12 protein-coding genes and 1 pseudogene are annotated in these 12,885 nt (G+C 60.6%); 5 read left to right on the forward strand and 8 right to left on the reverse strand.

The window, feature by feature from the left end:
- The 5 genes from VKS22_01600 to VKS22_01620 all read right to left on the reverse strand — a co-directional run.
- Nucleotides 1–256 (reverse strand): hypothetical protein (locus VKS22_01600; protein ID HLW69294.1); only part of this gene is annotated, 256 nt, incomplete at its 3' end.
- A 316-nt stretch (nt 257–572) separates the two neighbouring features.
- Complete coding sequence (locus tag VKS22_01605; GenBank protein ID HLW69295.1) at nt 573–872, reverse strand: hypothetical protein; 300 nt, start codon at nt 870–872, stop codon at nt 573–575.
- 78 nt (nt 873–950) lie between these two features.
- Complete coding sequence (locus VKS22_01610) at nt 951–2,090, reverse strand: TrbI/VirB10 family protein (GenBank protein HLW69296.1); 1,140 nt, start codon at nt 2,088–2,090, stop codon at nt 951–953.
- Between the two features lie 20 nt (nt 2,091–2,110).
- Nucleotides 2,111–3,061, reverse strand: a complete 951-nt coding sequence (gene trbG / locus VKS22_01615; protein ID HLW69297.1) for a P-type conjugative transfer protein TrbG — start codon at nt 3,059–3,061, stop codon at nt 2,111–2,113.
- 32 nt (nt 3,062–3,093) lie between these two features.
- Complete coding sequence (locus VKS22_01620; GenBank protein HLW69298.1) at nt 3,094–3,762, reverse strand: VirB8/TrbF family protein; 669 nt, start codon at nt 3,760–3,762, stop codon at nt 3,094–3,096.
- 1,072 nt (nt 3,763–4,834) lie between these two features.
- Between VKS22_01620 and VKS22_01625 the strand changes: the two genes are divergently transcribed.
- The 5 genes and pseudogenes from VKS22_01625 to VKS22_01645 all read left to right on the forward strand — a co-directional run bounded on the left by VKS22_01625 (nt 4,835) and on the right by VKS22_01645 (nt 9,647).
- The gene (locus VKS22_01625; protein HLW69299.1) at nt 4,835–5,866 is read left to right on the forward strand and encodes a methyltransferase; all 1,032 of its coding nucleotides are present in this window, start codon (nt 4,835–4,837) and stop codon (nt 5,864–5,866) included.
- A 22-nt stretch (nt 5,867–5,888) separates the two neighbouring features.
- The gene (locus tag VKS22_01630) at nt 5,889–6,542 is read left to right on the forward strand and encodes a GNAT family N-acetyltransferase (protein HLW69300.1); all 654 of its coding nucleotides are present in this window, start codon (nt 5,889–5,891) and stop codon (nt 6,540–6,542) included.
- Between the two features lie 89 nt (nt 6,543–6,631).
- A pseudogene (locus VKS22_01635) lies at nt 6,632–7,705 on the forward strand (IS5 family transposase).
- 58 nt (nt 7,706–7,763) lie between these two features.
- A complete protein-coding gene (locus VKS22_01640) occupies nt 7,764–8,051 on the forward strand; it encodes a hypothetical protein (protein ID HLW69301.1) in 288 nt (95 codons plus the stop codon).
- 216 nt (nt 8,052–8,267) lie between these two features.
- The gene (locus tag VKS22_01645; protein ID HLW69302.1) at nt 8,268–9,647 is read left to right on the forward strand and encodes a carbohydrate porin; all 1,380 of its coding nucleotides are present in this window, start codon (nt 8,268–8,270) and stop codon (nt 9,645–9,647) included.
- Nucleotides 9,648–9,794: 147 nt separating this feature from the next.
- On the opposite strand, the gene VKS22_01650 is transcribed toward VKS22_01645, so the two are convergent.
- From VKS22_01650 to VKS22_01660, 3 genes are all read right to left on the reverse strand, one after another.
- Nucleotides 9,795–10,688: an SDR family oxidoreductase gene (locus VKS22_01650; protein HLW69303.1), complete on the reverse strand. Its 894-nt coding sequence runs from the start codon at nt 10,686–10,688 to the stop codon at nt 9,795–9,797.
- Nucleotides 10,689–10,823: 135 nt separating this feature from the next.
- On the reverse strand, nt 10,824–11,993 hold the full coding sequence (locus VKS22_01655; protein ID HLW69304.1) for a hypothetical protein: 1,170 nt from the start codon (nt 11,991–11,993) through the stop codon (nt 10,824–10,826).
- Nucleotides 11,990–12,859, reverse strand: a complete 870-nt coding sequence (locus VKS22_01660) for a prolyl oligopeptidase family serine peptidase (GenBank protein HLW69305.1) — start codon at nt 12,857–12,859, stop codon at nt 11,990–11,992. Before VKS22_01660 ends, VKS22_01655 begins: the two co-directional genes overlap by 4 nt.
- Nucleotides 12,860–12,885 lie beyond the last annotated feature (26 nt).

Consider the following 12,885-nt stretch of genomic DNA (forward strand, 5'->3'; position numbering starts at 1 on the left):
CTCCAATTCTTTTTGCGACCGGCTCAGCTCCGTCTGGGCAATCGCCTTTCGAGAGGTAACCGCGAGCCAGTCCTTCCTGTGCGATCGATGGCGGTAGGCAGGCTCCAACCAGCTCGCCGCGCTCAACGAATACTCCGGGCACCATTCGGTAAATCCCCGCCGGCGCGGCGCTGTCGGTTAGTGAAATACGCAGTCCAAGAACCCATGCCAGCGAGACCAACAGAGCCATGGAAAAGGCTGAACCGACCATCGCCAAGACGGGTCTCCGAGCGTGCCGAAGACCCTCAAAATGCAGCCTTCGATCGGCTGGGCCTGAGGTGCTTTTCGCCGTACTGTGCAGTTGGCCGACCAGGATGCTCTCAAGTGGGGGAAAGGCCGTGAGAATGTTGGAGAAAACGCCGGATCTGCGGCACTGCACCGCAGATGCTTTATCTTGCTCTACGAACGAACGCCCTTTACCCCACTTCTTCACCCCTCCGAACACAGCACTCACAGCCCTCCGTCCGCCCGCACCAGATCTCAACAATCTGATCACAGATCTCACTCCATCCCGAACTCCGACGCACATCGCTTTACACTCCGCCCTGACCATCAGGAGCGCTGGCGGGCAGTTTCCGATCTGAATGTGCCAGCCCGTTCGTTGTTGCAGGCTTTCGAGAACGGTCTCTCCCCGCGGTCTTCCCGTTCAAGCCATCGATCTCGTCGCGCATCTGTCGCGTCAGGCGGGTGATCGACTCGCAGATTGTCGCGTTCAGATCGAAACCCGCCTCGCTTGTGCTCTCTCGCAGCCGATCGATCTCCGCCTTCACCGAAGCTGGTACACGCAACGTGATCGTCTGGGTCGGTTCTTCCTTGCGTTTCAGCACTCCCATCGACCTTCTCCTTGAAGCGGTTTTGTGTACGTTTTCATCCTCGCTCGCGCATGTGCTCCGTGTACAATTTGTGTACGTTCAGCCTTTGTAGGCCGCCGGAAACACGAGATCCTCTGTGACCATCACGTTGAACTGGTAGCCGGGCCGGATCTCGATCGTCGGTGGGCGATTCATCCCCTGGCCGATCATCTGCTGACCCACGGCGCCGAACTGTCCCGACGCAGCAGATCCGGCCGTCTGACTCGCCATCGCCCACTGGTTCGGCTGTGAGTAGCCGTAGGGTCCGTAAGTCGCGCCGGCTCCGAACGTCGCCATCTGCCCTACCATCTGGCCGGCGCTGATAAGACTCATGAGCGCCGCGGTGCCGAAGGTTCTCATGTAGTGGTTGTTCACTTCGTCGGTGAACCCCGCGTAGCCGCCCTGATCAGCTCCCGGCATCTGCGGGAGATTCATGCTCGAGGTGTTCGGGAAGATGAGCCGCTGCCATGCGATCTCGACCCGTTGCTGACCATAGGCGGAGGCGTTCTGGTATATGCCGATGAGTCTGCTGCCCTGCGGGACCAGCAGGTATTTTCCGGTGGCGCTGTCGAAGACGTTCTCGCTGACCTGGGCGAGAATCGGCCCCGGCAAGTCGGAGTTGATCCCACTTACGAGTACGGCTGGAATCACGCTTCCCGCCATCACCGAGAACGCCGATGCGGGCGGGTGGAGTGTCACGGTGGGATCAGTGGAATTGCCAGTGTTGAAGTTCGTGCTCTGTTGGCCATTCGCGTGGGCGATTTCCAGCGTGCCGCCGCCGTGAAAAACGGAGACCATCTGCGGCGCTTCAAGCGCCTTCATGTACTTCTCTTCCGCCCATTGCGCGTAACGGGTTGGCGGTCGCGGCGGTGCGTTTTGGATCGGCGCTTGCGCGGTCGCGACCACAACGGGAGGCGGTACGAAAGCCGGTGCTGCGAGTGGCTTGCCGCCGTGCGCGGCGAGGTCTGCAATCTCTCCGCTGTTTCGTGCCGATGCTCCCGGATCGTCAACCTGCTTCTGTACACCCGAGGTCCCGAAACGGGATGACTCTACGCCCAGCGCTACCACCACGCCGCTCACAATCGCGACGACGGCGAAGGTAATCAGTATGAGCCGGTTGAATCGACCGCCTCCGGGGTGCTCCTGGTCCAGCAAGCCTTCCGATTCGTCCCGAAGATCGCCCTGGCCGTCCAGTCTCATATCCTCAGTCGCCATGGTGCTCACCTCGCCGCTCCCGCGTAGCTGATCGTCACTCGGTCCTGATCGCGCCCGACTCCCGAGACGAGGATTGCGTCGGTGACTAAGCGGTCGACGACGTAGTAGTTTCCCTTGACCCTGTAGTTCACCATCTGGGTTCCGCTGCCTGCGTTAACGAGCAGCGCCGGCGCTTCACTCGACTTCATTCCCGGTGGCATCTGGATGTACACGTGCGAGCCGTCATCGAAGGCGCGAATCGGCTTCCACGGAACGTTCGCTCCGCCCACGGTGTACGCGAAGTTGAGTTGTGCCGGATTGACGTTGGCAACCTTCACGACGTTGCCGGAGTCGTCGCCCGGCGGATCGGCCGTGGTATCCTGTTGTGCCTTGGGGGCGGAGTCGGCATTTTTCATCGCCGTTATCAGCTCGTCGGGGTAGTAGAACTCGACCTCCTGCACCGCGTGGCTTCCGCGCGAGCGGAGCAGGATGTGGTAGATGTGCTTCGTTGTGTAGATCGTAAGGTTGGTCTGGATGCCCGGAGCTTGCGGCTTAACTGCGAGATGCGGCACAGGGTTTCGCGGGTCTCCCGAGGAAGCGGGCGTTGCCATCCAGCGCTCGCTGTCACCAATCGCAACGTCGGTGATCGTCTCGCCTGGCTGCAGCTGAATGTCTGAAGTTCGCAGCGGCTCGCAATCGACTGCCGGCTGGGGACCTTGGTTATACGGATAGAGCGTGTACCCCGGTGTCCTGTAGATCGCCCAATCGCCGCTCTTGTCGTGCGCTTTGACAGCCTCCTGAACCTCGGGCGGCTGCTCGGCAAGGATCTGCTCTGGAGTTGGCGGAGCTGGCGACGCCGCCGTTGCGGGTTCCGCCTCGGTTACGAGTTTGAGCGGAGGAGGTGCTGGCTGTTTCGTCGCACAGGCTCCTAAAGTTAGCGCCAGGGCGAATGCTCCTGCGATGGCGGTCCTTCTCATCGCTCTGCCTCCCTGCGGGCGTTGTTGCCGGGTTAACCTTGCTGTTCGGTCCAGCTAATCTGCGTTACGCAAAAGCCGAGAGGATTGCTGACGATCGCGTCGTCGGAACTCGGCGGTACAATTTCGGTTTGCAGCGCAGCTTCCCAATGGGACGGTGACCCGACCGCGATGCCGTTTAGGTCGCGCTGCTGCTCGGTCCAGCGCACCTGGTAGCTGCGGGTTGAGAGCCTAAGGATCGAGTCGATTTGAACCGAGACGGTCTGCTTCTCGGCGATCTTGAACGGGTTATGGGTGAAGTTGTCGGAGTGGTAGTACTCGTCGAGAAAGCGGTCCGCGGCGCCGCGTGTATGCGCGAGCAGTGCGTTGAGCGTCTGATGCTCTACCTGGGGATCGCTGGTGACCGAGCGGGCGTCGCGGATGAAGGCCGCTAGCTCGTAGCGTTCCATGCGCGCGGTTACGTCCGGCAGGGCAATCGGCGTGAGGGGTTGCGGGACCGTCAGGGCGTATCCCATCTTGTCGACTTCAACGACGTAGGGGATGTAGCGGCTGCGATTGCTGATCCAGACGATACCGCTGGCGAGAATCAGGCTCAGGAGCAGGAGGCCGCCAGCGGCGATCTGCCAGTTGCGTTTTCCGAGAACGAGGTCAGCGTATCGTTCGTCCCATTCGCGACGCGCTTCAAGATAAGGATTGCTCTCCATGCGAACGCCCTCACGGTGAAAATCTGAAACTCACACATCAAAGTGCGGCTCGCTGGCTTTTCCTATTGAGCAAGTTCCTTGCCGGAGTCTCGATCTTGGCGTCATCCGAGAGACAGTGCCCAACGAATTTAGTGCAGTACGGGAGTGCTCAGTTACGCGACGATGGAGATTTCGTCGAGCGACTCAGATGGTTAAGTCTGTCAGCCAGCGGTGTTCAGATGGTGGGGTTTCAAACTCGAGAAAGTGTCCACGAAGTGTCCAAAGTGTCCACTTATGAGACGAACTGAGCCGATCACTCGGCTCAGAAAACCCTTGATTTTCCTACGCAGTCTGATCTGAGATGATCCGAGATTACCCCTTGCGCGGGATTCCTAATCCTGGGGCCGTGGGTTCGAATCCCGCAGGGGGCGCCAGATTTCCCGCGAATAAGTTGGGCTTATAGCGCCGACCGTGGTCGTTGTCAAGCGAAGAACAAGGTGACTTTGGCTGTACTTTGGCTCGCCGGCATTATCGATATGGTTTTTGCAACAACGCGGGTCGGGCGACGCGGTCACGACTGGGGACGAACTGTCTTCGAGAAGCTGAACGAACAGGGTTGAGGGGAAAAAGAGCTGTCGATGCGGCTGCTTGGCGTCTTCAGCTTGCTAAATGCAACCGCTGTAGTCTCTTTGCGTTTTTCGCTCAATCCATTATATCTGCGGCAGTAGACTGGCTTCGTCTATACCCTTCTTTTTGGAACTGACGACGGGGGGTCCGATGGACGCCATGGGGACTCGGCGAACATCCAACCTAGAGTCGTGAGCACGGGAGGGTGCACTCTCTCTTTGGGGAGGCTTCCATCATGCCGCGTCGAAAGCCGAAGCTCCGCGTGCCCAGCGTCGATGATCGACTAATTTACTCGACGACCCTCCCTCGTTCACTCTCTTCTCGACTCAGCGAAACGGGCTGGGGCATTGGCATCCTCATTCAGCGGCTTCACCCGACACGGGTGCTTCCAGGCGAAGTCCGCGCGGCACAGCCGACTGTCTAAACAATTGTGAGTCACGGGAGACACCAGTATACGAGGGAGCCAATGGAAACCCCATTTCAGATTCGCCGTCCGCGAAGCGACGACCGTCCGTTGTGGGACGTGTACTTCGCACTCCAAGGCAGCGCCGCCATTCTCGCGGCGCATAAGCTCAAAGTGTTCGCGCTGCTGGGCGAGCGCCCGCGGAGCTTGTCGGAGGTTTGCGACGCTCTCACACTGGCGCCGCGCCCGGCAGAAGCGCTCCTTTCCATAAGCGCAGCGGCGGGATTCGTCGAACTGCGAGAGGGACGTTACCGCCTTACTTCGGTAGCGGAAGATTACCTCCTCGAATCCAGCCCAACTTACTTCGGTTCGCATTGGCAGAATATCGTCATCGACTTGGAGTCGATGTACTCGATCAGCAGCGTAGTAAAAGCTGCGCAAACCGATTCGCCCCAAGCATACGGCGGAGGGGACTGGACTAAGTCGCATGAGGAGCGCGCAGAGCTCGCTCATGCCTTCACTCTCGCGATGCACAGCTGCAGTATGGGACCGGCGCTCGCCTGGCCGGACAAGCTTGACCTCTCTGCGAATCGACAGATGCTCGACATCGGTGGTGGCTCTGGTGCGCACTGCATAGGCGCGCTCACGCGATGGCCAAACCTAAGGGCGACTGTCTTCGATATGGAGCCGGTTTGTAATGCAGCCCAAGAGATCGCCTTGCGGAACGGCCTGACGGATCGGATTGGAACTCATATCGGGGATCTTTGGCAGAGCAACTTTCCGAAAGCTGACCTGCACTTCTATTCGATGATCTATCACGACTGGCCACCCGACAGATGTAGTTTCCTGACCGAGAAAAGCTACGCGAGCCTGCCGAGCGGCGGGCGCATTGTAATACACGAGATGCTCTTTAACGATGAACGCACCGGTCCATACGCAGTCGCGGCATTCAATATAACAATGCTGCTGTGGTGCACAGGGCAGCAGTATTCAGGGGGACAGCTGATACAAATGCTGAGTCAAGCGGGTTTCGGTAAGCTCGAAGTGATACCAACCTTTGGCTACTGGAGCATCGTTACGGGTGTGAAGCTCTAACCCTTCCCAATTGCCGTCATGTATGAACGCATCGTTAAAAATTACGAAACTATCGGACGGCGAAGCGGAAGAAGCAGGGCAGACACTCGCTCGGGCTTTCCACGACGATCCGCCCTTCGTGCACTTCGTTCCGGAGGCGGCGCAACGGGTTAGGGTATTATCGTCCTTTTTCAGTCGCTTCGCCCGATACGGCATGGTATCGGGCGAGGTGCAAGGCACCGCCGACCGTAGGGGTATTGCGATCTGGCTTTCGCAGGAGCATGCAAGCTCTAAACTCGCGACGCTCGCCGGACTAGACCAGCTGTCAGTGATATTCGGCGACGTAGGGTTCGCGCGCCTATCGGCATTTCTCACTTTCATGGAGAAGCTGCATCACGATTCGATGGCCGCAACCCATTGGTACCTGGCATTCATTGGAGTTGACCCTACTCATCAGGGCAAGGGCGTTGGTACTGCTTTACTGAAACCAATGCTCGACCGGGCCGAAGCAGAGGCTCTCCCCTGCTACTTGGAGACGTTCCTGGCGAGGAACGTACCCTTCTATCGGAAGAACGGATTTAACCTGCTGTCGGAAGGTGTCGAACCATCGAGTAAATGCCAGTTCTGGACGTTTGCGCGAGACCCGAAGTCGGGCGGTTTAGGGGAGACGTCATTCCGTCGACCGCAGAGCGGCTAGCGCGAACTCTAGCAGGATGCGGAAAAAGGATCGCATTTCTGTTTGGTGAGATGTAGAGGAGTAAATAAGCGGCGGCGGAGGGTGAGGTGATGCGGGGTACGGACCACGAGCAGAGCGGGATGTTCAGTTACGTTTCGGCCGAACGGCGGGTGCCCAAGGATCATCCGTTGCGACCGTTGCGCGTGATGGTCGACGAGGCGCTGAGGGCCCTGGGGCCGCGCTTCGCTAGGCTCTACGCCACGAGCGGGCGACCTTCGATCGCGCCGGAGAAGTTGCTGCGAGCGCTGTTGCTGCAAGTGCTCTACAGCGTTCGCAAGTGAGCGCATGCTGATGGAGCAACTTGATGACAATCTGCTGTTCCGCTGGTTCGTCGGACTCAGCATGGACGACGCGGTGTGGGACGTCACGGTCTTCACCAAGAACCGGGAGCGCCTGCTCGCAGGCGAAGTGGCACAAGGCTTTTTTCAACAAGTGGTGGCGCAAGCGCGGGCTCAAGGGTTGCTCTCGGCCGAGCACTTCACGGTTGATGGCACCTTGATCGAGGCCTGGGCCGGGCACAAGAGCTTCAAGCCCAAGGACCGCTTATCGACGCCGCCGGATGAACCCGGTAATCCAAGCGTGGATTTCCGCGGCGAGCGACGCGCCAACACCACCCATCAATCGACCACCGACCCGCAAGCGCGACTGTACAAGAAGGCCAACGGGCAGGAGGCCAAACTCTGCTGCCTCGGCCACTTGCTGATGGAGAATCGCAACGGTCTGGTGGTGAACACGCGGCTGACGCAGGCGACGGGACGCGCCGAACGCGAGGCCGCGCTGGCGATGGTAGCAACGCTCCCGGCTTTGGGCGCGTGACGCTCGGCGCCGACAAGGCCTACGACGCCCAAGCGTTCGTCCGGGAGTTGCGCGATCATGCCGTCACGCCGCACGTCGCGCAAAAGCCAGCCACTGCGATCGACCGCCGCACCAGCCGCCATCTCGGTTACGCGCTCAGTCAGTGGCGGCGCAAACGGGTCGAGGAAGCCTTCGGGTGGCTCAAGACCGTCGCTTTGTTGCGCAAGACCCGGCATCGCGGCGTAGCCCGGGTCGGCTGGATGTTTACCTTCGCCGCCGCGGCCTACAACCTCGTGCGCATGCGCACCCTCTCGGTAGTTACTACTTGAATCGCAGCGCCGATGACTGCCGCGGACCCACTCGACTCTCATCCGCGCGGTAATTCAGATGATCATCGAATCTTGGAAGCTAAAGAAACTCGTGACTGCAACAGCATTTTTCCGCAGTCTGCTAGAGGCACTATCTGACCCCAACCACGAAGAACACGGCCACATGAAGAGTTGGGTCGGGCGGCCGTTCGATCCAAAACGTGCCAGCCCTCCTGTTGTTGCTGGATCGCGCGGATTTCTTTCTGGTCTTGGCGAGCGCGCCGGGCACGAAACGTGTTTTGCGCAGTCAGGTGAGCAGGCTTTTTGGTCTTTACGGTGTGGCAGGAAAGGGGCGGCGCAAATTTAAGCAGGAGCGCAGATTCCAAACATCTGCCTGCAGAAGGCAGTTGATGAAAATACCGAGGCCATCCGCTGAGAGGTAGGCTCCGCCACCCGTCAGGCGGCCAGATCCAACTTCACCAACGTCGAGCGGTCCACGACGCGGCGGTCACCTCTAACCGCATGGGCGGCAACAACGCAACCGCCATCGCCTGAACGAAGGGGTTACTATAGAGAATTTAGGGTGCTGCGCTCGAGGATTCTCGCCATCACTGTCGCCCTGCCCGGCGCGATCCTTTTGTGGTGCTGCGTCGCGCGAGCCCAACTCAGCTATGACAACGCTCAGGACACCGTTTTCCCGCACTCGCAAACCCTTCCGGTGTGGCTCTCCGGCCAGGGCAATTTCATCTTTCAATGGCATCCGCGCTTTCCAGCCCAATATAGCGGTCCCCACAGCTTCGAGCATGCCTCCGAGCAGGCGCTTTCCGAAGTAACCACGCTCTACACCGGCGTGCGGTTGGACCAGACTACTGAGGCCATTCTGGACCTCGAGAGCGCCGGTGGCAGCGGCCTCAGTCAGGCCCTCGGACTGGGAGGTTTTACCAATGCGGATGCGACCCGCAATCCACAGTTGGACGCGACGCCTTATCTGTCGCGGCTTTGGCTGCGCAAGGTGATCGCGTTGAGCGACGATACTGAGACGGTTGAGCGCACGCCACTCTCGATGCTGACGACGCTACCGGTGCGCCGGCTCGATATCCACGTGGGCAAACTCGATCTCGTCGATTTCTTCGATCTCAACAGTGTCGCGAATGATAGCCACACGGACTTTATGAACTGGACCGTGGTCAACAACGGCTCCTACGATTATGCCGCGGACACCCGTGGCTATACCTACGGAGCGATTTTCGATTACGAAGATCGCTCGTGGGGCTTTCGTTTCGGCGAGGCCTTGCTCTCAAAGCGCGCCAATGGATTGAACCTCCAAAAGAACTTGCAGGATGCTCATTCCGAGAACTACCAAGTCGAATACCGCCCGCACCTGATCAAAGGCAGGAGCAGCGTCATTCGCCTGCTCGCCTTTACCAATTTCGCCAACATGGGCAACTACCATCAGGCGATTGATCGTTTTCTGCATCACGCAACGCCGACCCCAGAGATCAGCGCGCATCCGCGTCAGACCAAGCTCAAATACGGTTTTGGTCTCAACGCCGAGCAGGCATTCACTGACTATATTCGTGGTTTCCTTCGCGTCGGATGGAATGAAGGTCAGTATGAGTCTTTCAACTATACCGAGGTGGACGCGACCGTTGCGTTTGGCGGCGACTTAAGCGGCGCGCTCTGGAGCCGCCCGCGGGACAGGTTCGGAGTCGCTTTCGTCGGCAACGCGATCTCACGGCGGCATCAGCAGTATCTCGCCTTGGGCGGACTGGGTTTTATCCTCGGCGACGGCCGCCTGACCTACGGCCCCGAGAAGATCATGGAGTGTTACTACAGTCTTCCCATACCGATTCACAGCGGCTTCTTCGCCGCACCCGATCTGCAGTACATCGACAATCCCGGCTACAATCGCGACCGCGGCCCGGTGATTGTGCCGGGCCTCCGCTTGCATATCGAACTCTGAGTATCGCCGACCCGCCCCGAGAGCGCTCTAACTCAGCCGCGCTAGTGTCGTGTAACGTAAATAACTTCTAACCATACGGCTGCAAACGTCTTGTATTTGCGACCGCCCCTTCGGGATTCCGCATGTAGATAAATAGGTTACATGACACTAGAACATCCGCGGCGGCTCGAGTCCGACGCCGAGCGTGGCCTTGAAGACCTTGAACAACTGGTCGATATCCCACGGCCCCTGATTCATCAGCACGCGGTCCGGCGCCATGTGCGTGTAGCGCGTGATCCGATAGCCTGACGCGCCAAAACACTGGCCGGTGACGTTGGCGGCTTCGTCGCTGCACAGGTAGACGATAATCGGCGGCACATTCGCTGGGTCCATCGGTGTCCCCGCGACCGACTGACTATCGCTCGGCGCATTCGGCATCCGCCCGCCCGGTATCGTGTCGGTCATTCGCGTCGCCGCTCCCGGGAAGATCGCGTTGACTGTGACGCCGTACTTTTGCATCGAATTCGCCGCGCTGTAGGTGAGCCCGAGAATGCCGGCCTTCGCCGCCGCGTAATTCGGCTGACCCGGACTGCCCTGCGCCGAGTTCGACGAGAAATTGATAATCCGCCCGAACTTCCGCTCGCGCATGTGCGCCGTCGCCGGACGCATTGTGCAGAAGTGGCCGCGCAGATGGACCCGCACGACGGCGTCCCATTCCTCGACCGTCATGTTGAAGATCATGCGGTCGCGCAGGATGCCGGCGACATTCACCAGAATGTCGAGCTGGCCGTAGTCTTTGATCGCCTGGTTGACCAGCCCTTCGCCGCCCTCGGGCGTCGAGATGTCCAGGTGATTTGCCGCCGCAAGGCCGCCTGCAGCCGTGATCTCCTTCACTACGTCGTCGGCCGGCGATGAGGTTTCTTTCTGCCCGGCGACGGTCACCCCTAGGTCGTTGATCACCACCGTTGCGCCCTGCGACGCGAGCGCTTTTGCGACTTCGCGGCCGATCCCGCGCCCACCGCCGGTTACTGCGGCGATTTTGCCTTCAAGATGACGTGCCATCATGTCTCCTTCAACGGCGCCTCGCGCCTGTCCGTGGAATTGTTGTCACGCTTATAGCGCAAAAACGCTCGATCCGCCCACTCCACCGATGGCTGACGACGATTATTGCCCCGCACCGTGCGCGGATTTCCGAAATTACCGAGTCACGCTGACGGCGTCAGCGGGCGAAGCGTTGTCCTGAGCTGAGCCTCCTCGATTCGGCGATCCAACGGATGCGCGGACGGACTCAGGAGGCCAGCCGGAGGGAAATTCGGTGAGGAATCCGGCCGTGGTCAAACGGCCGATTTTGCCGGTCGGCTCAGTGAACCACAGATTCTTGTCGGAGCCGGCAGCGATCAAGGCCGGCATCACCGAGTCGGCAAAGCGAAAGGCCGTCGCCTGGCCATCGCGTGCGACGCGGCAAACGGTGTGCGCGGCTGGAATCGTCACCCAGAGCTCACCGTCCGGCCCGGCCGCGAGCCCCATCGGCGGACCCGCCGCGGGTAGCGCGAACTCGATCATGTCGCCCGCCGGCGTCAGCCGCCCGACCTTTTGCGCGGCGACCTCGGTGAACCAGAGATTGCCGTCCGCGCTGCTAACGATCTCATTGGGTGCGCTCCCCGGATGGGGCAGCGGAAACTCCTCGAGTTGCCCGTCCAGAGAGATTCGCCCGATCCGATTGCTCGCGTTCTCCGCAAAATAGAGTTTACCGCCGCGGCCCGTCGCGATACCTGCGGGAGCGCTCGGACTCGTCAGCAAATACTCCGTCACGGTCCCAAGCGGCGTTACCCGTCCGATCCGGCCGGCAGCGTGTTCCGTAAACCAAAGATTCCCGTCCGGCCCCAGAGTGATGCCGGCCGGACCGCTGTTCTCTGTCGGCGCCAAAACGTAGGTGACCGCGCCGCTGGGGTCGATTCGACCGATTCGGTTCGACGAGGGATCGGTGAACCAGATTGCCCCGTCCGGGCCGTTAGTCATGCGCTCGGCAATTCCACCCTCCTTGACGACCGTGAGCGTCACCGTGCCGTCCGGCGCAATTCGTCCGATTTGATTGGTCAGAAACTGACCGAACCAGATCGCCTGGTCCGGTCCCGTCGTGATCGCGAAAGGCGCTGAGCCGGCGGATGCGCCCGGCCCCGCTTGATCGTCCGAGCCGGGCGTCGGAACCGGTGTCGCGTAGCCGGCAACTCTCGGCGGATCCGGCGCGGCCAGCGCGTCGCCGACGCTGTCGGAGGAGCAGCCGCTCAGCGCGATCGCGAAGCCCAGCAAAAGCGTGATCGGCAGAGGACGCGCACGGCGCGATATCGCTTTGACCCGCAACTTCACGAAGCCGCGTGCGGGTTCGCCGCCACCAGATTGTCGAGCAGAAAGACTCGCAACGGCCCATCGACCCGCGCGCCGAGATCGTGTGCGCCCTGCGGAAAATAATGGGTCTCGACCCGCGCGCCGCGATCCTTCAAAGCCTGCGCCAGTTGCTCGGCCTGCCCCACCGGCATCTTGCTGTCGCGCTCGCCGTGCAGAATCAATACGCTGCAGTCGAGCTTACCGGGCAGATTCTCGACCACGCTGCGCTCCTTCAGCAGCCGCTTGGACGGCCAGACCTGCCGCAGGATGCGCAGTTTGGTGCGCAGCGGCGCTTCGGGCCACAGCTTGAGCAGATCGTAGGCGCCCGATTCCAAAATCACCGCGCGCGGCCGCGCATCCGAGTCCATCAGCAGCCCGGCGGCGACGGCGCCGTCGGCCATCCCCCACACCGCGAGGCGCTGCGGATCGACGTCCGGCCGCGCCGCCAACAAATCGAGCGCGCGCCGCGCCGCACCTACCGCCTGCGGGCCGACGAAACGGCTCGGTCCCGACGATTTGCCGAAGCCCGGAATACTGATACAGGCGACTTGAATCCCGATCGCCGTAAAGCGCCGGGTGCTATCGATACAATGGTGCGCGTCGCCGTTTTCGCCATTCAGGACGAGCAGCGCGGGAAGCCGTCCCGGTTTATCCGGCCGCGCGATAAAACCCTCGATATGATACTGATTGCTGCCGGAAACGATCTGAAACGCAAAGGGTCGAACCGCGCTCTGCGGCGCTGGTGCGGCTACCACCTTCGGCGCCCGCCGAGTGCATCCGCTGACCACCGCCGCGAGCACAATCACTAACAGGGGCGTCAGCAAGCGCCGCTTCCCGAACTCCGTCATGAGCGCCTAATCTACGCTTCATGCGA

This window comes from Candidatus Binataceae bacterium (genome assembly GCA_035308025.1).
Taxonomy (GTDB): domain Bacteria; phylum Desulfobacterota; class Binatia; order Binatales; family Binataceae; genus JAJPHI01.

Coding starts and splice junctions, on each gene's coding strand:
- VKS22_01605 (HLW69295.1), bottom strand. CDS start 872: ATGGGAGTGCTGAAACGCAAGGAAGAACCGACCCAGACGATCACGTTG.
- trbG (HLW69297.1), bottom strand. CDS start 3,061: ATGAGAAGGACCGCCATCGCAGGAGCATTCGCCCTGGCGCTAACTTTA.
- VKS22_01650 (HLW69303.1), bottom strand. CDS start 10,688: ATGGCACGTCATCTTGAAGGCAAAATCGCCGCAGTAACCGGCGGTGGG.
- VKS22_01630 (HLW69300.1), top strand. CDS start 5,889: ATGAACGCATCGTTAAAAATTACGAAACTATCGGACGGCGAAGCGGAA.
- VKS22_01640 (HLW69301.1), top strand. CDS start 7,764: ATGATCATCGAATCTTGGAAGCTAAAGAAACTCGTGACTGCAACAGCA.
- VKS22_01625 (HLW69299.1), top strand. CDS start 4,835: ATGGAAACCCCATTTCAGATTCGCCGTCCGCGAAGCGACGACCGTCCG.
- VKS22_01660 (HLW69305.1), bottom strand. CDS start 12,859: ATGACGGAGTTCGGGAAGCGGCGCTTGCTGACGCCCCTGTTAGTGATT.
- VKS22_01620 (HLW69298.1), bottom strand. CDS start 3,762: ATGGAGAGCAATCCTTATCTTGAAGCGCGTCGCGAATGGGACGAACGA.
- VKS22_01610 (HLW69296.1), bottom strand. CDS start 2,090: ATGAGACTGGACGGCCAGGGCGATCTTCGGGACGAATCGGAAGGCTTG.